Source organism: Bradyrhizobium sp. CFUWI (genome assembly GCF_056429085.1).
Map to the genome: position 1 here is coordinate 702,538 of NZ_JBWJZE010000002.1, position 18,529 is coordinate 721,066.

Below are 18,529 nucleotides of genomic sequence, written 5' to 3' on the forward strand. Positions count from 1 at the left end.
TTCAAGCCGCCGCTTTGACGGCGACCGGCGGCTCGCCGGCCCAGGCGCGTGCGATCAAGTCGCGAATGGCGTTTCGGTCGAGCGGGCGCGGATTCCAGTAGGCATTCGTCACCGCGAGATCGGCCGCCTTGTCGATGCCGCCTTCGGGCATGCCGATGTCGCGCAGCGCCAGCTTCGCGCCCAGCCGCTTGGCGAGATCGTAAAGACCTTGCGGGGCGTCAGCCGCGCCGATCGCGCGCGAGATGCGCGTCATCGCCTCCGGCACGGCCGGCGCGTTGTAGGCCAGCGCATGCGGCAGCACGATGGTGTGGGTCTCGGCATGCGGCAGGTCGAAGGTGCCGCCGAGCGTATGGCAGAGCTTGTGATGCAGCGCCATGCCGACGGTGCCGAGACAGACGCCGCACAGCCAGGCGCCGTAGAGAGCCTCGGTGCGGGCCTCGCGGTCGTTGGCCTTGGCGGCGATCGCGGGCAGGGCACGTGCCAGCGCGCGGATGCCTTCCTCGGCCATCAGCGACGTCACCGGATTGGCGTCGCGCGCATGCAGCGCTTCCACCGCATGCGCGATCGCGTTGATGCCGGATGTTGCGGCCAGATTCGCCGGCAGCGTCAGGGTCAGATCGACATCGTAGATCACGGTCTCGGGCAGGATCGCCGCGTCGCGCACCGTGGTCTTCAGGCCGTTCTCGGTTTGGCCGACGATCGGCGTCATCTCGGAGCCGGCATAGGTGGTGGGAATGCAGAGCTGGTTGACGCCGGTGCGCAAGGCCAGCGCCTTGCCGAGGCCCGTGGTCGAGCCGCCGCCGAGCGAGACGACGCAGTCGGCCTCGCACGCCGTCATCGCCGCGAGCGCGCGCTCGGTGACCTCGACCGGCGTGTGCATGGTGGCGCCGGGAAAGAGCCCGGCATAGAGCGGGCCGAGCGCTGCCCCCAGGCTCTCGCCCTGCGCCTCCTGCTGCGGCGTCGTCAGCACCAGCGCGCGCTTGCCGCCGAGCCGCTCGACCTCGGCCTTGGCACTCGCCAGCGTTCCGCTGCCGAACACGACGCGGCAGGGCAGGTTTTCGAAGGTGAACGAACCGATCATGCGCCGGTCTCTTTGATGGGATAATCGACCTGGAAGCGACCGATCCGCAAGTCGCCCAATGCTTCGCGTACCCGCAGATGTTCCGGATGGTTAGCGTAGGCGCTGAGTGCCGTCTGGTCGGTGAATTCGGAGAACAGCACGACGTCGCAGGCGTAATCGACCGCGCTGACGTCGATGCCGACCTCGATGTGGGTGAGGCCGTCGATCCGGCCCTTGAGGCCCTCGAACAGGGTCTTGACCTTGAGCCGGGCGGCGGAGCGCTCCTCGGGGGTCTCCCCGCGCAGCCGCCACATCACGATGTGCCTGATCGGGCCCGACATTTCCTGATTTCCTCGCCTGCATCGCGCTTTGTTGGCACCATTTTGCCTTGCAGAAATCGGAAATAAAGGCCAAAAATTGTAAGTCTCTTTTCCTGATTTCGCAAAAATGGACCGGCTGCTTCAACTCGAGGTCTTCTCCAAAACCGCTGAACTCGGCAGTCTTTCCAAAGCTGCCGAGATCCTGCGGATGTCGAACGCGGCTGCGAGCCGTCATCTCAGTGCGCTGGAGGAGCGGCTTGCGGTCAGGCTGATCGAGCGCAACACGCGCCGGCAATGGCTGACCGAGGCAGGACAGGAGCTATTGCAACGCTGCGGCCCGCTGCTGAACGAACTCGCCGAAGCCGAGGACGCCGTCTCCGACCGTGCGCTGTCGCCGAAGGGCATGCTGCGCGTCACCTCCTCGCTGTCCTTCGCGATGATCTACCTCGCGCCGATGCTGCCCGCCTTCCGCGCGCTCTATCCCAATCTCAACGTGCAGATCATCAGCGCAAACCGCTATCCGGACTTCATCGAAGCCGGCATTGACGTCGCGATCCGCACGCGCGAGCACGAGCCGGATTCCAACATCATCGTCCGCCGCATCGGCCAGATGCACCGCGTGCTCGCGGCGGCTCCCTCCTATCTGGAGAAGCACGGCCGGCCCGAGCATCCCGCCGATCTCGCCCGTCACGACATGCTGGTCTACAATCTCGCCAACGATCCCTATTCGCTGCGGCTGAGCCAGGGCAGCACGACGCAGACGGTGCGGATCGCGCCGACGCTCGACAGCAATGACGGCCAGATCATTTGCGGCGCGGCGCGTGCAGGGCTCGGCATCCTGATCCAACCGCTCTATATCGTGCAGGGCGATATCGCGGCCGGCCGGCTGGTGCCGGTCCTGAGGGACTGGCAGCTTCCGTTGCTCACCATGAACATCGCCTACCAGAACCGCGTCAGGCTGCCGGCCAAGATCCGGGTCTTCTCGGACTTCCTGGTCAGCCACATCCGCGAGCATTCGGAGCCGGGGATCTGGATCGACGCGGCGAAGTGAGCGGGAAGCACCATGTATCTCGGCATCGATCTCGGCACCTCCGCAGTCAAGACCGTTCTCGTCGACGACGCCCAGCGCGTGATTGCAAGCGCGAGCCGGCCGCTGTCGATCGCCTCGCCGCGGCCGGGTCATTCCGAGCAGGATCCTGCGCAATGGATCGAGGCGACCTTCGCCACGCTGGATGCCCTGAAGGCGAGCCATGCCGGCGCGCTGGCGGCCGTCGAAGGCATCGGGCTGTCCGGCCAGATGCACGGCGCCACGCTGCTCGATGCGGACCTAAGACCCTTGCGGCCTTGCATCCTCTGGAACGACGGACGCGCAGCCCTTGAGTGCCGTATCCTGGAGCAGCGCTGGCCCGCCTTGCGCGCGACGACAGGCAACAAGGCGATGCCGGGATTCACCGCGCCAAAACTGCTCTGGATCGCGACGCACGAGCCTGACATCTTTGCGGCGACCAAGCTTGTGCTGCTGCCAAAGGCCTATCTGCGTCTGGTGCTATCAGGCGAGGCTGTCGAGGACGTCTCGGATGCATCGGGATCGCTGTGGCTCGACGCCGCGCGCCGGGACTGGTCCGACGCCGCACTGGCCGCGACCGGCCTGACGCGCGAGCACATGCCGCGTCTGGTCGAGGGCTGCGCGCCCGCAGCGAAGCTGCGTAGCGAGCTGGCGCGGCGCTGGGGTATGACCCGCCAGCCGGTGATCGCGGGCGGTGCCGGCGACAATCCGGCGGGTGCCGTCGGCATCGGCGCGATCGAGCCGGGAACCGCGTTCGTATCTTTGGGGACGTCGGGTGCGCTGCTCGCACCGACCGGCACGATCGCCGCCAATCCGGACCGCGCGGTGCATACGTTCTGCCATGCCATTCCCGGCATGTGGATTCAGGCCGGCGCGATCCTGTCGGCCGCCTCGTGCCTGGCCTGGGCCGCGCGCCTCTTCGGCGTCGCCGAGGCCGAGTTGCTGGCACCGCTGGGATCGCGCCCGCAGGCACCGTCGCCGGTGAGCTTCCTGCCTTATCTCGCCGGCGAGCGGACGCCGCACGACGACCCCGTTGTGCGCGGCATGCTCGATGGCTTGAGCCATGGCACCGATCGCGGGACGATCGTGCAGGCGGTGCTCGAAGGCGTTGCCTTCGCGCTGGCCGATTGCCGCGACGCGCTCGCGGCTGCCGGCATTGCGATTGCGGAAGCCGACGCCATCGGCGGCGGATCGCGCTCGCCATTCTGGCTCTCGGTTCTCGCAAACGTGCTGAATGTTCCGATCCACCGCTTTGCCGGCGGCGAGACCGGCGCGGCGTTCGGTGCGGCGAGATTGGGGCGACTTGCTGTCACGGGTGAGGCGATCGCCGCGGTGTGCACGCGGCCGCAGCGCATCGAGACGTTCGAACCTGACGCCGGGCTGATCGAGGCCTACGCCCAGCGGCTTCCCGCATGGCGCGAACTGTATCGGCCGCGCCACTAGCTGGCCCAATCTGGTTTGCATACTTCGGTATACTCGCCTTCGGTATTGCCCTGCGTCACCCGCTTTTGTTTAATGACCAAACCGCGCTGCCGAGAAACGAGACGCGGGTGGGAAACGCATTGTGCGCCGGGAGGCACGATGAACGATCCGATCCTCGAGATGCGCGGGGTCTCAAAATCCTTCTTTGGCATCAAGGCGCTGCGTGCCGTCGATCTCACCGTCTACGCCGGCGAGATTCACGCCTTGATGGGTGAGAACGGCGCCGGCAAGTCGACGTTGATGAAGATCCTGTCCGGCGCCTACAGGCCTGATCCCGGCGGCGAGATCCGCATCGAAGGACATCCGGTACGGATCGAAGGCCCGCTCGGCGGCCGCGCGGCGGGCATCTCCATCATCTATCAGGAGCTGTCGCTGGCGCCCAATCTCAGCGTGGCGGAGAATATTTATCTCGGACGGGAGATCTCGCGTTCAGGACTGCTGGCGCGCGGGGAGATGCGCGAGGGCGTCGGTCCCATTCTGAAGCGGCTGGGCGCAGACTTCCAGCCGTCGACGCTGGTGGCGCATCTGTCCATGGGCCAGCGGCAACTGGTCGAGATTGCGCGTGCACTGCACGCCAGATCGAAAATTCTGATCATGGACGAGCCGACCACCGCGTTGTCGGCCGGCGAGAGTGCGCGGCTGTTCGCGCTGATCCGTCAGCTCAGGGCGGAGGGGCTTGCCATCATCTACATCTCGCATCGCATGGACGAGGTCTACGCGCTCGGCGACCGCGTCACCGTGCTGCGCGACGGCCGGCTAGTCGGTTCGCTCGACAAGCCCGAGATCCGTGCCGACACCATCGTGCGGCTGATGGTCGGGCGCGACGTCTCGTCGTTCTACAAGAAGGATCACGATCCCGACGCGGGGCGCGGACATCCCGTGCTCGCCGCGATCGACATGGCCGACGGCCAGCGCGTCAGAGGCTGCTCGCTCACCGTGCATGCGGGCGAAGTGGTTGGCATGGCCGGCCTGATCGGCGCCGGCCGCACCGAGCTCGCCCATCTCATCATCGGCGCGCAGCCAAAAACTTCCGGCCGGCTCGAGCTGGAGGGACATCCGGTCGAGATCCGCAACCCCGGTGAGGCGCTCGAGGCCGGCATCGCCTATCTGACCGAGGACCGCAAGGCGCTCGGCCTGTTCCTGGATATGTCGTGTCTGGACAACATCAACCTCGCGGTGCTCGGCCGCGACGCAAAGCTCGGCTGGTTCCTGGATCGCGACAAGGCGCGCGAGCGCGCCGAAAGGGCCTTCGCAGGCCTCAGCATCCGCGCCGCCAATGTCGGCGTTCCCGCCGGTGGCCTGTCCGGCGGCAATCAGCAGAAGCTGCTCCTGTCGCGGCTTCTCGCCATCGGGCCAAAAGTGCTGATCCTGGACGAGCCGACGCGTGGCGTCGATGTCGGCGCCAAGTCCGAGATCTATTCGATCATCGACAATCTGGCCAAGGCCGGCACCGCCATCCTCGTCATCTCGTCCGACCTGCCCGAGATCATCGGCATTTGCGACCGTGTCGTCGTGATGCGGGCCGGCCATATCGCCGGCGAGGTGAGGCGCGGACCCAATTCGCCGCTGACACAAGAAGACATCATGGCGCTTGCCACGGGGATGGAGCATCTCGATGCCTGACAACGGTGCTGCGGAGGTTCAGTCCGCCCCGACGACGACCAACGGTGCTGCCGCTGAGACCAAGCGCCAGCGGGTGAGGATGCTGATCAGCGCGCTCGGCATGCTGCCGGTGCTGCTGATCCTCTGCATCGGCTTCCATTTCCTGTCCGAGGGGCGCTTCTTCACCGGACAAAATCTCGGCATCGTGTTGCAGCAGGCCGCAGTGAACACCGTGCTGGCCGCAGGCATGACCTTCGTCATCCTCACCGGCGGCATCGATCTCTCGGTCGGCTCGATCCTGGCGGCCGCCGCGATGGCCGGGCTGACGCTGTCCAAGCTGCCGGAACTTGGCGTGCTGTGGCTGCCGGCGGCGCTGCTCACCGGCCTTGTCTTCGGCGTCGTCAACGGCGCGCTGATCGCGCTGCTCCGCCTGCCGCCTTTCATCGTCACGCTCGGCTCTCTCACGGCGGTGCGCGGCCTTGCGCGACTGCTCGGGGCCGACACCACCGTGTTCAATCCGTCCATTCCCTATGCCTTCATCGGCAACGGCTCGCTGACGCTCGTTCCCGGCGTCGCGTCGATCCCGTGGCTCTCGGTGATCGCCTTGCTCGTCATCCTGGTCTCCTGGCTGGTGCTGCGCCGGACCGTGCTCGGCGTGCACATCTACGCGGTGGGCGGCAACGAGAGCGCGGCGCGGCTCGCGGGCATCAAGGTCTGGGGCGTGCTGATCTTCGTCTATGGCATCTCCGGGCTCTTCGCCGGGCTCGGCGGCGCGATGCAGGCGGCGCGGCTCTACGCCGCCAACGGCCTGCAGCTCGGCCAGTCCTACGAGCTCGATGCGATCACCGCCGTGATCCTGGGCGGCACCTCGTTCGTCGGCGGCATCGGCTCGATCTGGGGGACGCTGGTCGGCGCGCTGATCATCGCGGTGCTGTCGAACGGCCTCATCCTCGTCGGTGTCTCCGACATCTGGCAATATGTCATCAAGGGCCTGGTGATCATCGGCGCCGTGGCGCTCGATCGCTATCGGCTGCAAGGCTCCGCCAGAACCTGAAAGGCTCCGCCAGAACTTGAAAGGCTCGGCCAGAACTTGAAGGCTCGGCCAGAACTTGAAAGCTTCCGTTGCGGCAACTGGTCTGCCGTGCCGGGAATGAAGACAGACCAGGGAGGGAAGTCCATGTTGAAGACGATCATGCTCGCCGGCGCCGCGACGGCGCTTGTTCTTAGCACCGCGCCATCCTCGGCCAAGGAGCTCAAGTCGATCGGCGTCTCGCTGGGGTCGATGGGTAACCCGTTCTTTGTCGCGCTGTCGAAGGGCGCCGAGTTCGAGGCAAAGAAGACCAATCCCAACGTGAAGATCACCGCGGTCGGCTTCGAATACGATCTCGGCAAGCAGGTCACCCAGATCGACAATTTCATCGCCGCCGGCGTCGATCTGATCCTGCTCAACCCCGGCGATCCCAAGGCGATCGGGCCGGCGATCAAGAAGGCGCAAGCCGCGGGCATCGTCGTCGTTGCGGTCGATACCGCGGCCGAGGGCGCCGATGCCACCGTGACCACGAACAACGTGCAGGCTGGCGAGATCTCCTGCCAGTACATCGTCGACAAGCTCGGCGGCAAGGGCGACGTCATCATCGAGAACGGGCCGCAGGTCTCCGCCGTGATCGATCGCGTCGTCGGCTGCAAGAACGTCTTTTCGAAGAATCCGGGCATCAAGGTGTTGTCCAGCGACCAGGACGGCAAGGGCTCGCGCGAAGGCGGCCTCACCGTCGCGCAGGGCTATCTGACCCGCTTCCCCAAGATCGATGCCATCTTCGCCATCAACGATCCCCAGGCGATCGGCACCGACCTTGCGGCGCGCCAGCAAAACCGCAGCGGCATCATCATCACCGCGGTCGACGGCGCGCCCGATATCGAGGCCGCGCTGAAGGATCCGCAGTCGCCGCAGATCCAGGCCTCGGCTTCGCAGGACCCGTTCTTCATGGCGCGGCGGGCCGTGCAGGTCGGTGTCGGTATCCTCAACGGCCAGAAGCCGGCCTCGACCGTCGAGCTTTTGCCGTCCAAGCTCGTGACCAGGGACAACGTCGCCCAGTACAAGGGCTGGACCTCGGATCGTTCGCAGTAAGCTTCCCTTGCTGAGGCGGCAAACTACGAAATCGCGGGCGGTGTGTCTGATTCACGCCGCCCGTGGCGTCATGGCCGAAGGCTCGCGCTGATCCGCGTCAGCGCGCGGCGGAAGGATTGGTTCGCGCGGACACCACGGTCGACGGAGACTTGCTGGCAAAAGCGCTCGTCTTGGGTTGGACGCGCGAGCCGTCGATCACCTCGAGCCGGCCGCAGCGATTGAGGGTGTGGAGCTTCCTGCCGGGCCATGCCGGTCCGGGCTTCAGCCAATGGCGCACGGTCTGCCTGAAGGCCGTCGGCGACAGCTCGACCACTTCCGCCAGGGCGAGCGCCGCGCCGTATCCGTCGGCGCAGTTCTGGACCGGGCGCCACAATTTATCGTTGATCGTGACGAAATTCCCTGCCGGCCGCGCGCTCGCGCGGTCGATCAGGACCGGATTGCTGGCATGCGGCAGCCAAGGCCCCAGGAGGTGCTCCGCGTAATAGATCGCCAGCGAATCCGAGTAGCCGCCGGTCCCGTCGCGCCAGGCGCCGAACAGATAATGCAGGCCATCGTGCCGCGTAATCGTCACGTCGGCCAGCTCGAGGCCCGACAGCAGCGTCGCGTGCCGCTCCCATTTATCCGGGAAGCGGACGCATTTGTAGAGGGCGACGTCACCGTTGGTCGAGCTCTCGGGGATCATCCACAAGGCGCCACCGTGTTCGATCAGAAACGGATAGGAGAGATGCCACGGCTCCTCCAGCACCGGCACGGCCTCGCCGACCGGTCCGTCGTCACCAAACTCGACCGCCGAAATGATGCCTTTTCCGACGCGGTGATCGAGGTCTTCGAAGAAGACGAACGTTCGTCCCTGCCACGTGATCGGAAACGGATCGGCGTAGAAGTGGTTTCCGGGATCTTTCAGAACGTTCCAGCTCGGACCCGACAGATCGCCGGTCTGCCAGATGCCGGCGCCGTCATTGAAGCGCCATCCGATATGCCAATGCGGGGCATAGCAGCAGAGACGATAGATCTCCTTGGCGATCGATACGGCGAGGCCGCGCACGACATAGGCCGTCGGCTGCCGGCTGACGCCTGCTCCAGCGGGGCGCGCCAGTTGCGGCACGATGCGCGGTCTTCCCGACAGGATCGCCGCCACCATGGTCAGGGTTCGCGCCATGACGGTTTCGAGCGCGCCGCTGAGGCCTGCGGCAATTTCGCCGGATGGATGGCCGCGATCGACGACCGAGCCGTCGACCTCGTTGACGATCTCGATCACCGGCAGGTCGCCGGCCAGAATGGCGGCGAGCGCGGCATTCTCGCCTGCAACTCCATTGAACAGCGGACGGAGATACAGCCGGGCGGCGCTGCCCGGATCGCGCGCGGCACCGGTGAAATCGACGATGACGTCGGCGGTCTCAGGATGAGCCCGCGTGCGCTCCGGAATGCTGTCGAGCCTGTTGGTGCCGCTGGGCTTGCCCTTGTGCAACACCAGACGTTCGAGCTCGAAGAGAGTGTCGAGACCCGCGGGCCGCGGCTCGGCATTTGCCGTCCAGGCGATTTGAACCGGAACATCCCGGCCGTCGATCGACAGCGTCTCGCGGCGCATCCACCGCCGCGCGTATTCTCGTTCACAGCGAAACTCGATGATCATGTCGAGCCAATCTGTTCCGACGTATCAGGTCAAACGACCCGGTCGAGAATTCGGACGTATTCCTCGACCATGGCATCTACCGAATAGCGCAGCCGCAGGCCTTTGGCGTTTTGTCGCAGCTCGTCACGTAATTGCTTGTCGGTTACCAGCCTGGAGACCGCCGCGGAGAGCTTCGCATGATCGGAGGCATCGACGAAGAGTGCAGTCGGTCTGCCCTCGTAGGACAACACTTCGCGCAGGACGGGAAGATCGGTCACGACTGAGGGAACACCGGCGTTTGCGGCCTCCACCGCGGCCAGACCGAAGGTCTCGGCCTGGGTCGGAAAGACGAACACGTCGAGACAAGCGAGGAAGTCGGCCATCCGGCCGGGAGGGATCTCCCCCAGCAGATGCAGGCGGTCCGAGACGTTCAAGTCGTTCGCCAGCCGCCTCAGCCGCGCCTCGTCGGCTCCCTGGCCGGCCAACGCAAGATGCCAGGTCGGTTGATCGGGCAGCAGACCTATCGCCAGATCGAGTCGCTTGTGCGGATGCAGCCGTGCCGCGCAGCCGAGCAGGACGCGCTCCGGCGGCAGATTGAATTGACCTCGTGCAGTCTCCTTCGACAGGGTGAGGGCCTTGTCGTCGAAGCCGTGCGGCACATGCACCATGCGCGACCGGTAGGCGGCGGGATAGCGCGAATATTCGCGCTCCATGTCCTGCGAATTGAGCGTGATGCAGTCGAAGAAGCCGAGGCTGCCCATGGCGATGTCGGCGGTGCGGACCGGCCAGCTCATCGCCAGCGCGGATGAAACCTGATTGGCGACGACGGGTGCCCGGCTGACGAGGCGCGTGACGCCGGCACCGATGACGTTGCCGAAATGCTGGAAGGTCAAGACGGCGTCGGGCCTGGTGGTTCTGATGTGGCGGCCGAGCGTCCACAGCATCCGCAGCAGCGCCAGCGGATTGCCCGGCCGGCTCGGCGCGCAGTAGAGCGTGGCGGGCGGCTCGTCAAAGGAGTCCGATTTGCGGAAGAAGAACAGATTGGTGACCCGGTGACCGCGCGCGGTCAGCCCGGCGCCGAGCAGCCGGGAGATCTCCTGTGCACCGGCGTTCTCGGCCTGGGTTTGCGCAAGAAGCACGTGGAGTTTTCGCCCATTGCCGTTCGGCCGCGCAGGTGCCGTCGCGCTCGTCTCGCCCAAGTCCTTGTTCGGCTGATAATGGAGCACGGATCCCGACCCGCTAAAGCAACGAAATCTTCACCTTCTTAACTCCGTACCTATCATGCGGGCATCCCGCGGACACCGGCTAGCAACAAACGGAGTTAATGCGACCTCATTGCGACGCCGTGGTTCGCGCAGCATTTCCGCTGGCTTGCGACTGGCGCACAGAAGGCGCGTTAACCAATCGATCCTGCGCGCAACTGCTGATAACGCGAGCGGCGCGTGACGACACCTAGTCACGCGAGTCCGCGCTGCGAACTGCGTAATTGCCACGCCTCGATGCAGGGAAGCGCAAGAGCACGAGAACTGAGGGATCCACCCCGCTGCGCCGGCGGCAGAGGACGTTCAGGGCGATGGTCGCGAGCGCGAGCGACACGGTCGTCGAAATCGCCGCGCCAAGCACGCCGAGGAAGGGGACCAGGACGAGAAATCCGACGAGCCGCAGCGCGACGTTGGCGGCGACAACCGGCACATAGATTCGTTCATGGCCGGTCAGCTGCAGGATCGCAGCAGCCGGGCCGCCCGCCGCCTGGATGGCGGTTCCGATTGCGAGCACGATCAGGACCGAATGCTGCTCGGCGAAATGAGGTCCGAACAGGTTGAGGAGATAGGGGCCGCCGATCCAGATCGTGGCGAGACCGGCGACGACGCACAGCGCAGTCACTTCCGCCATCAAGCGCGAGGTCCGCTCGAATTCTCTGAGGTTCTTGCTGAAATACAGCGACGGGAGCCGGCGCGCACCGAACGTGTAAAGCGCCGCGGAAACCATGGCGAAAATGTTGGCGAGGCGCGAGGCGGCAAAGTAGACTCCTGCGGTCGTCGGATCCAGCATCCAGTAGACCAGGATGACGTCGAGATACTGGCTGGCGACTTCGAGGATCGATGCGATCCAGAAGTGCAGGGCACTCGATCGCCAGCGTGACGTCTCCGAGCGCGCCGGCGTCCTACGCAGATCCGGCAGCACGCGCGCGACGGATACGATCTGTGCGACAAGGCCAACCGACATGGCGATCGTCATCGCCGCGAACATCTCGGCTGGATCGAGTTGGCGATGGACGAGCAGCATGACGAGCAGGAACAGGACGACGATGGCCCGCCAAAGGAACTCGCGGTTTCCTTCGCCCATGAGAATGCTGACCAGGGAGCGCGCGATCTGGCTTCCGAGCATCAATCCGGCATTGACGGCCGTGTAGGCCGACACCGCAAGGATCAGCAGCCACCAGTTGCCTCTCATGCTCGCGACTATCGCGATCCCGCCGATCACGATCAGCATTGCGAGCGAGGCGATCTTCAAGCTCGATTTAAGGACGCCCTTGGTAAGGTCCGGCCTTTCGCCGACCTGATATTCGTTCAGGAATCGCACCAGCAAGGATTCCTGGCCGACCAGTCCCACGACGGCTGCAATCTGCGCAACCGAAAGCCAGGTCGCAAAGATGCCGAAGCCGTCAGGCGACATCGTCCGCGCCGCCAGCGAGAACAATGCGAACGCGAGCACGCCGCTGCCAACCTTGAGCAGGATGGTCCCGGCAACACCGCGCGTGACGTCGCGCCGCATGAACTGGAGAATGGATGCGATCATGGAAGGGTTAAGGGGCTGCGCTTCCCCTGACGAGACATGTTCCGATACCGGCGAGAACCTAGCATGTCGAGCAAACGCGAGTGTTAATGGACGAGCTGGAGGATTTCGGCGGTCGCGGCGATATCGCAGTGATGCCGGTTGCTTCGTTCTGGAACATCGCTGTCTCCATTGTCCAACATCTGCGAGTTCCAGGTCGCGCGACTGACGGCATGGCGCCGCATCGACGACTGAGAAGGCGCGATCTTGGGCTCGCGCGCAGAATGGATTCGGGACAGCAAGACGCGTGCCGCGGCGAGTCGGCGAACTGGGCGCTTCCGGTCATTAACCTCAATCTCAGGAAATGTTCGCACCTCGCCCTGCGATGCGACATCAGGCGAGAGAATTGCACTGCAGACGCCGTTAACCGTGGGAGCCGGAGCCATGACCAGAACCGTGACCGAGCCGGTCGACGGGGGCGAGACCGCAACCATCGACTCGGACGTCGCCATCGTCGGTGGCGGCCTTGCGGGATCGCTTGCGGCAGCCGTGCTGGCGCGGGCAGGGCATCGCGTCGCTCTGATCGACAAGCGCGCGGTCTATCCGGACGAATTCCGGGTCGAGAAGATCGGCGGGCATCAATTGGCGATGCTCCGCAAGCTGGGCTTCCTCGACGCGCTCGACAAGGTCGCCTGTCGATATGATCAGGTGCTCAATATCCGGGAAGGCAAGGTGGTCGATGTCAGCGTCGGCCAGGCCTACGGGTTTCCCTATGCCGATCTCGTGGCCATGGCTCGTAGCCAGATGCCCGATTCATCCGGCCTGATCGTCGACGAGGTCGCGGCGATCAGCTGCAGCGACGACGTCCAGCATCTCGAACTGGCCTCCGGACGGCAAGTGACCGCGCGCCTCGTCGTTCTGGCCACAGGCATGGCGGGAGCTCTCGCTTACAAGCTCGGGATCAGGCGGCGCGTGCTGGCCGAGCGCCATTCGGTGTCGTTCGGCTTCACGATTGTCCGCCAGGATGGTCGTCCGTTCGATTTCGAGGCGCTGACCTGCTATGGCGAGCGCACGGCGGACGGCATCGACTATCTCAGCCTGTTTCCCGTCCGCGCCGGCATGCGGGCCAATCTCTTCATGTTCCGCGACCCGACCGATCCGATCATGCGCGAGCTGCGTCGCGAGCCGGAGGCGACGTTGTTGCGTCTGCTGCCGGGATTGCGGCCCTATCTCGGCGATTTCCGCGTCGCGGACCGGGTCCAGAACTGGGTGATGGATCTGACCGTCGTCGAGGGACACCTGCAGTCCGGCGTCGTGCTCATCGGCGATGCGTTCCAGACCAATTGTCCTGCCGCCGGCACAGGCGTCGCGCGCCTGCTGGTGGACGTCGATCGTCTGTGCACCGAATATGCGCCGCGATGGCTCATGACCGCCGGCATGGGCCAGGAGAAGACTTCGCAGTTCTATTCCGATCGCGACAAGATCGCGGCGGACCAGCAGTCGCTGAAGATGGCGCGCTTCCGCCAGGCCCTGACGTCCCGCAACGATATCGGCTGGGATGTCCGGCGCCGATTGCACTTCCTGCGGCGCAGCCTGACACACCGTGTCGATCAGATGCATCCGGGCTGGCTCGGGCGTGTTCGCGGCGCGCTGCGCGCCTGAGCCTGCGTCTTTCGCCCGCCGCCGGATCAGCGCGTAGGCGTCGGCGTGCGGGCAGGAGGGGGCCGCAAATCCGCTAGCCGCTTGGCCGCCAGCTTCAGCCAGGGCGCCTGATTCAGCGCGAACAGGGCGACGGCGCCTGCGGGGCTGCCGACCTGCGTGACCGCCCACATCGGCGACGGCTGCCCGCCGAACAATTTCTTGTATGGCTCGTCACCAATGGTGAAATCGAGCATCTGATCGCCGCGCTCGATACAGTCCCGCGCCACCTGCTCGAACATCAGAGCGCCGAGGGACTGGCTCTTGTACCCGGCAATGTCGAAGGCGCTCATGATGACGAGGAAGCTGTCCCGATGGCACAGTCCGAGCACGGCCGCGATCACTTCGCCGTCCATCTTCATGGCGTAGAGGCGTACGAAGTTGCCGAGACCACGAAGGGCCACGTCGGAATAGAAGCCGAAATACTCGGGACGCTGAAGCAGGTCGCCGTCGCCTTGTGCCTGAAAGCGCGGACCGCGAAACCTCTTCATCACCTCCATCGTCTCGAGCACGGAGGCGCTGTCGTTGCAGCATGAGAAGCTCAACGCGCCCTTCTTCTGGAGCTGGCGATATTTCTTTGCAAGCTCCTTCTGATAGGAGCGATCGAGCGCACTGGCCCGCCATTGCTCGAACGGTGCGACGAGAACCGTCGCGTAGGCATTGGTGTCCATCGACACGCGGCGCGATGCAGCCAGGAGGTTTTCGATCGGAAGCCGGCTGTCGGGCAGCTTGGTCATTCGCAGCAGATCGAAAGGGCGAACGAGGCGGCGGATCTGCGCGCAGGCCTCCGCGTCGTCGAGCAGCTGCGAAAACACCTCCGGGCTGCAAACCGGTGCCAGATAGTCGGAGACGCGCAGGTCGGCAAACTCGACCGTTCGGATCGGACCGCGCCGGATCCGCAGCAGGGGCAGCACCATCGCAAGCGCCCCCGTCGCGCGGTGGCGGACCACGACGACCAGCGGTGCCGCGCCGGCATGCGAGGCGAGCCTGGCGTAGAGGCTGTGCAGCCAGATCGGATGCTGGAACGCGGTCGCGGCCGAGCGATCAAACAGCCCGGCATATTCCGGGGATAGAAAGTCGAACGACTGCTCGATGCCGACGTCGAACGTGTTGCTTAGCTTGTTCATGCGCAATCAAGGACACCAGGCAGTTCGCGAAGATCGATCGAGCCGTAGCTGCGCTTTATAGCAGGGTCGTTACGGGCGAGACACCGGCGGTGTGCGATTTGCATCAATGCGCTCAACCACGTTCGTATCGTTATCAAAGTCTTAAGTCTCGGATCCGTCTGGATGTTGTTGCACGATCGCGATGGATTTCCAGACCTCGTCATTCGTGTAACATCGCCGGCACAGTCCTGAATGCGCAGACAATGTCCCTCTTCTCACGACGAGAATTGCTCGATGCGGCGGCACGGATCGCGGCGCTGGCTGCCTGGCCCGCTGGCGCAGCCGCTGACGATTACCCCTCCCGGCCCATCAGGCTGGTCATTCCCTATACGGCCGGCGCCGCGGGCGATCAGATCGGCCGTCCCTGGGCCGACAGGACTGCCCCGCTGCTGGGGCCGATCTATGTCGAGAATATCGGCGGCGCGGGCGGCGCGATCGGCTCCGCCGCGGTGGCGCAGAGCGCACCCGACGGCTATTCCCTTCTGCTCGGCAATGGCAGCACCCAAGTATTGATCCCGCTCTCTTCGGCTCAGCCGGCCTACGACGCGGTTCGTGATTTCCGCGCCGTCTACCGCCTGATCACCAGCACGCTTGCATTCGCGGTTCATCCGTCCCTGCCGGTGAAGGATCTGCGGGAGCTGACAGCTTTTGCCAAGGCCAATCCGGACAAGCTCTCCTACGGCACGCCGGGGCTCGGCACCGGCAATCATCTCGTCGGGGAGATGTTCAGACGGCAATCCGGCCTCGGGGCGGACTTCATCCATGTCCCCTATCGGGGCATGGGGCCCGCGACCAACGACCTGGTGAGCGGCCAGATTTCTTCGGTGATTGCGGTGGTCTCGAGCCAGATCCTGCAATTGCATCATGCGGGCAAGTTGCGGCTGATCGCCGTGACGAGCGATCGGCGGTTGAGCGGCGCGCCGGACATTCCGACGGTGATTGAGGCCGGCATGCCCGGCCTCGGATACGCCGGCTGGTTCGGCTTGTTCGCTCCAAGAGCGACCCCGGATACGATCGTGGAGCGGATCGCTGCGGCGACCCGTACGGCGATGGCCGATCCAAAGTTGCAGGAAAGCTATCGTTCGCAAGGTCTGGAGCCTGACGTCGATTCAGGTCCCGACAAGTTTCAGCGCCTGGTCGAGGACGAACTGGCCCGCCTGGCTCCGGTCGTCAAGGCGATCGGGCTGAAGCGTGACTGAGATGAGCTTGCCGACGTCATAATGTGGGCTTTAGAGCGCTCGTTCCGACATGAGCCCGGACCGCATGGCGCTCGGATTCGATCCAGCCATGTTGGCGCGATGTCAGAGACGCACGCCGGTCGTAGCGAACGCTTGGGCGACGGGCTCCTGGACTCCGTTCAAGACCACCATCCCCGCAATCGCCATCAGTAAGGCCACGACACAGCCAAGCAAAAAGGCCTTCATCTTCAGACTCTCTCGATTGGAACATCAAGCCATCTATACGATACATCCTTGATGTGACCAGTCGGAAACTAATCCGGGCGATACCAAAAGTCGGTTATTGCGCTGCACGCTTCGGAACGGAAGGCGGCTTGGCCCATTTCAGTACGGAGATGGGAGGATTCCGCGTGAAATTGCTGACAACGTCCTTGTGCTTCGCAGCACTTTGCCTTTCCGGAAGCGTCTACGCGCAGCCCGCACAATCCGGCTCATCGGCTGCGCAAACCCCGCCCGAGGACAAGGGCCAGCGACAGCCGCAAGGCTGGACCGGCCCGATCAATACGGGGTCGGGTGGCGCCCCCGCCGAAAGTCCGCAAGGTCAGAGTCCGCCTGGAATGCAGGCTGCGCCAGAGGGATCGTCGAAAACCACGACGGCGCCGGCCAAGTAGGCCGGTTCCGATATTCATCTCTGCCGGCGCTTCTGGCAATCTTGAGAGCGTGCATGTGACCAGGGCCGGTCGGGAATGACCAGATCACCTTTGTGCGCGACGATGGCTGCCGCACTGTGGGCCGTCTTTGCCGTCGCATCCGCGCAGGCCGACATGGCGGGACACGGTGGCCCCGTCCGGGCGCTTGCCGTTTCCCCCGACGGCGACGAGCTTCTGTCCGGGAGCTTCGACACGTCGGCCATCCATTGGTCCCTCAGGACGGATAGCGCAGAGCAAGTGCTTAGGTATCATGCTGATGGCGTCAATGCGGTCGTCCTGCTGACGAACCGCCGCATGATAACGGCCGGCGCGGACGCACGGATTGCGATTTGGACGGCGGGCCGGCCGCAGCCGGACCGCGTGCTGGAGGGACATGTCGCGCCGATCGTGGCGCTTGCCGTGTCGCCCGATCGATCGCTTCTCGCATCGGCATCGTGGGATCGGACGGTGCGGCTCTGGTCGCTATCGGACGGCACGTCGCATGTGCTCGAAGGGCATTCGCAGAACGTCAACGGCGTCGCCTTCACGCCGGACGGCAGGCTTGTCAGCGTCGGCTACGATCTTGCGCTGCGCATCTGGCATTTACCGGATGGCCAGCCTGAAACCGTGACGTTGCCGGCGCCGCTGAACGCCGTGGCCGTGGCGCCGGATGGTGAAATCGTCACCGCTGCGGTCGATGGCAGGCTGCGCATGCTGACCAGGGAGGGCAAAGTCAGCGGCGAGGTCGCGGCCAGTCCCACGCCGGTGGTGGCTTTGGCAATGTCGGCGGACGGCACCTTGATCGCTGCGGCCGGCATCGGCGGCACGGTGGCGATCATCGATCGCAAGTCGCGCAGCCTGTTGCGAACGCTGGTTGGACCTGGTCTGCCGGTATGGTCGGTCGCCTTCCTGCCGGATCGCGAGACGCTGCTGACCGGTGGTGCGGACGGCAAGATCAGACGCTGGAATGCGCGCACCGGCGATCCCATCGGCTCGATCCTGGCAGGATTGCCGCCCGATCCTCTCGCCGCCTATGCCGGCGATCATGGTGCCGACGTGTTCCGGGCGTGCGTTGCCTGTCATACGCTGTCGGAGAAGGAGGTGCAGCGCGCAGGTCCGACGCTTGCAGGATTGTATGGCCGCAAGATCGCATCGCTGCCGGGCTACCGTTTCTCCGATGCCCTGAAGTCGATGGACATCATCTGGACGCCAGAGACGGTTGCAAAGCTGTTCGAAATTGGACCGAACGCCTACACCCCTGGCACCAGGATGCCGGAGCAGCGCATCGGCTCGGCCGAGGATCGCCGCGCGCTCACCGATTTCCTTGGCCGCGTGACGTCGCGCTAAAGCATGATCCGGAAAAGTGCGCAGCGGTTTTCCGGATCATGCTTGAACAACAACCTAAAGCGCGATGACGATTCATCCCAGTCGCATCGCGCTTTAGCCGCCGCTCAGATCGAATCCCAATTGTCGATCGGAAGATCCCTCATCTCCTGATGTTGCTTGAGGATCTGAATGACGTCGATGCCGGGGTGCTCCTTGAGCGCCTCCGCGACGCAATGGTTGACGTATTTGCGGCGCGACAGCCATGCGATCTTCTTGCCCTTGGCCTCGGCTTTGCAGCCGACGATCGCCTGCTTCACGGCGACCTTCTGCGCCTTGGTCAGCGGAGGAGCGGCAGCTTCGGCCGCTCCGCCGGCGAGAGCGATGGAGATCATGCACGTCGACAGAGCTGCGATCAAACGAGACATGGTGA

15 protein-coding genes are annotated in these 18,529 nt (G+C 64.9%); 8 read left to right on the plus strand and 7 right to left on the minus strand.

Going from position 1 to position 18,529, the window contains the following annotated elements; genetic code table 11:
* Position 1: 1 nt before the first annotated feature.
* Together AC066S_RS07005 and AC066S_RS07010 are read right to left on the minus strand one after the other, a co-directional pair.
* On the minus strand, positions 2–1,081 hold the full coding sequence (locus tag AC066S_RS07005; RefSeq protein ID WP_135168284.1) for a maleylacetate reductase: 1,080 nt from the start codon (positions 1,079–1,081) through the stop codon (positions 2–4).
* Positions 1,078–1,401: a Dabb family protein gene (locus AC066S_RS07010; protein ID WP_126255952.1), complete on the minus strand. Its 324-nt coding sequence runs from the start codon at positions 1,399–1,401 to the stop codon at positions 1,078–1,080. The genes AC066S_RS07005 and AC066S_RS07010 overlap by 4 nt, the downstream gene beginning before the upstream one ends.
* Before the next feature lie 106 nt (positions 1,402–1,507).
* Here AC066S_RS07010 and AC066S_RS07015 point away from each other — a divergent pair, with 106 nt between their 5' ends.
* The 5 genes from AC066S_RS07015 to AC066S_RS07035 all read left to right on the plus strand — a co-directional run bounded on the left by AC066S_RS07015 (position 1,508) and on the right by AC066S_RS07035 (position 7,655).
* The gene (locus AC066S_RS07015) at positions 1,508–2,431 is read left to right on the plus strand and encodes a LysR family transcriptional regulator (RefSeq protein WP_375308006.1); all 924 of its coding nucleotides are present in this window, start codon (positions 1,508–1,510) and stop codon (positions 2,429–2,431) included.
* Between the two features lie 12 nt (positions 2,432–2,443).
* A complete protein-coding gene (gene xylB / locus AC066S_RS07020; protein ID WP_478269280.1) occupies positions 2,444–3,889 on the plus strand; it encodes a xylulokinase in 1,446 nt (481 codons plus the stop codon).
* Positions 3,890–4,027: 138 nt separating this feature from the next.
* Positions 4,028–5,551, plus strand: a complete 1,524-nt coding sequence (locus tag AC066S_RS07025) for a sugar ABC transporter ATP-binding protein (protein WP_478269281.1) — start codon at positions 4,028–4,030, stop codon at positions 5,549–5,551.
* A complete protein-coding gene (locus tag AC066S_RS07030) occupies positions 5,544–6,584 on the plus strand; it encodes an ABC transporter permease subunit (protein ID WP_126255948.1) in 1,041 nt (346 codons plus the stop codon). Before AC066S_RS07025 ends, AC066S_RS07030 begins: the two co-directional genes overlap by 8 nt.
* A gap of 123 nt (positions 6,585–6,707) precedes the next feature.
* Positions 6,708–7,655, plus strand: coding sequence for an ABC transporter substrate-binding protein (locus tag AC066S_RS07035; RefSeq protein WP_126255947.1), 948 nt, complete (start codon positions 6,708–6,710; stop codon positions 7,653–7,655).
* A gap of 97 nt (positions 7,656–7,752) precedes the next feature.
* On the opposite strand, the gene AC066S_RS07040 is transcribed toward AC066S_RS07035, so the two are convergent.
* The 3 genes from AC066S_RS07040 to AC066S_RS07050 all read right to left on the minus strand — a co-directional run bounded on the left by AC066S_RS07040 (position 7,753) and on the right by AC066S_RS07050 (position 12,066).
* A complete protein-coding gene (locus tag AC066S_RS07040) occupies positions 7,753–9,288 on the minus strand; it encodes a glucosamine inositolphosphorylceramide transferase family protein (protein WP_478269282.1) in 1,536 nt (511 codons plus the stop codon).
* A 29-nt stretch (positions 9,289–9,317) separates the two neighbouring features.
* Positions 9,318–10,493 carry a glycosyltransferase family 4 protein gene (locus AC066S_RS07045; protein WP_126255945.1) on the minus strand — a complete coding sequence of 392 codons (1,176 nt, stop codon included), beginning with the start codon at positions 10,491–10,493 and terminating at the stop codon, positions 9,318–9,320.
* A 226-nt stretch (positions 10,494–10,719) separates the two neighbouring features.
* Positions 10,720–12,066 (minus strand): lipopolysaccharide biosynthesis protein, encoded by a 1,347-nt coding sequence (locus AC066S_RS07050; RefSeq protein ID WP_126255944.1) that lies wholly within the window; start codon positions 12,064–12,066, stop codon positions 10,720–10,722.
* A 420-nt stretch (positions 12,067–12,486) separates the two neighbouring features.
* On the opposite strand from AC066S_RS07050, the gene AC066S_RS07055 reads away from it, so the two are divergent.
* Positions 12,487–13,704 (plus strand): FAD-dependent oxidoreductase, encoded by a 1,218-nt coding sequence (locus AC066S_RS07055; protein ID WP_478269283.1) that lies wholly within the window; start codon positions 12,487–12,489, stop codon positions 13,702–13,704.
* 26 nt (positions 13,705–13,730) lie between these two features.
* Here the strand turns inward: AC066S_RS07055 and AC066S_RS07060 are convergent, their stop codons facing one another.
* The gene (locus tag AC066S_RS07060; protein WP_478269284.1) at positions 13,731–14,867 is read right to left on the minus strand and encodes a GNAT family N-acetyltransferase; all 1,137 of its coding nucleotides are present in this window, start codon (positions 14,865–14,867) and stop codon (positions 13,731–13,733) included.
* A 242-nt stretch (positions 14,868–15,109) separates the two neighbouring features.
* On the opposite strand from AC066S_RS07060, the gene AC066S_RS07065 reads away from it, so the two are divergent.
* Entirely contained in the window at positions 15,110–16,105 is a 996-nt protein-coding gene (locus tag AC066S_RS07065) for a Bug family tripartite tricarboxylate transporter substrate binding protein (RefSeq protein ID WP_478269285.1), read from the plus strand.
* Positions 16,106–16,857: 752 nt separating this feature from the next.
* Positions 16,858–18,120: a c-type cytochrome gene (locus AC066S_RS07070; RefSeq protein WP_478269286.1), complete on the plus strand. Its 1,263-nt coding sequence runs from the start codon at positions 16,858–16,860 to the stop codon at positions 18,118–18,120.
* Positions 18,121–18,224: 104 nt separating this feature from the next.
* Here AC066S_RS07070 and AC066S_RS07075 read toward each other — a convergent pair whose 3' ends face one another.
* A complete protein-coding gene (locus tag AC066S_RS07075) occupies positions 18,225–18,524 on the minus strand; it encodes a hypothetical protein (RefSeq protein WP_478269287.1) in 300 nt (99 codons plus the stop codon).
* Between the last annotated feature and the right edge of the window lie 5 nt (positions 18,525–18,529).

What these genes read in the sequence shown, in the direction of transcription:
- AC066S_RS07005 (WP_135168284.1), bottom strand. Translation starts at nt 1,081, where the DNA reads ATGATCGGTTCGTTCACCTTCGAAAACCTGCCCTGCCGCGTCGTGTTC.
- AC066S_RS07010 (WP_126255952.1), bottom strand. Translation starts at nt 1,401, where the DNA reads ATGTCGGGCCCGATCAGGCACATCGTGATGTGGCGGCTGCGCGGGGAG.
- AC066S_RS07015 (WP_375308006.1), top strand. Translation starts at nt 1,508, where the DNA reads ATGGACCGGCTGCTTCAACTCGAGGTCTTCTCCAAAACCGCTGAACTC.
- xylB (WP_478269280.1), top strand. Translation starts at nt 2,444, where the DNA reads ATGTATCTCGGCATCGATCTCGGCACCTCCGCAGTCAAGACCGTTCTC.
- AC066S_RS07025 (WP_478269281.1), top strand. Translation starts at nt 4,028, where the DNA reads ATGAACGATCCGATCCTCGAGATGCGCGGGGTCTCAAAATCCTTCTTT.
- AC066S_RS07030 (WP_126255948.1), top strand. Translation starts at nt 5,544, where the DNA reads ATGCCTGACAACGGTGCTGCGGAGGTTCAGTCCGCCCCGACGACGACC.
- AC066S_RS07035 (WP_126255947.1), top strand. Translation starts at nt 6,708, where the DNA reads ATGTTGAAGACGATCATGCTCGCCGGCGCCGCGACGGCGCTTGTTCTT.
- AC066S_RS07040 (WP_478269282.1), bottom strand. Translation starts at nt 9,288, where the DNA reads ATGATCATCGAGTTTCGCTGTGAACGAGAATACGCGCGGCGGTGGATG.
- AC066S_RS07050 (WP_126255944.1), bottom strand. Translation starts at nt 12,066, where the DNA reads ATGATCGCATCCATTCTCCAGTTCATGCGGCGCGACGTCACGCGCGGT.
- AC066S_RS07055 (WP_478269283.1), top strand. Translation starts at nt 12,487, where the DNA reads ATGACCAGAACCGTGACCGAGCCGGTCGACGGGGGCGAGACCGCAACC.
- AC066S_RS07060 (WP_478269284.1), bottom strand. Translation starts at nt 14,867, where the DNA reads ATGAACAAGCTAAGCAACACGTTCGACGTCGGCATCGAGCAGTCGTTC.
- AC066S_RS07065 (WP_478269285.1), top strand. Translation starts at nt 15,110, where the DNA reads ATGTCCCTCTTCTCACGACGAGAATTGCTCGATGCGGCGGCACGGATC.
- AC066S_RS07070 (WP_478269286.1), top strand. Translation starts at nt 16,858, where the DNA reads ATGGCTGCCGCACTGTGGGCCGTCTTTGCCGTCGCATCCGCGCAGGCC.
- AC066S_RS07075 (WP_478269287.1), bottom strand. Translation starts at nt 18,524, where the DNA reads ATGTCTCGTTTGATCGCAGCTCTGTCGACGTGCATGATCTCCATCGCT.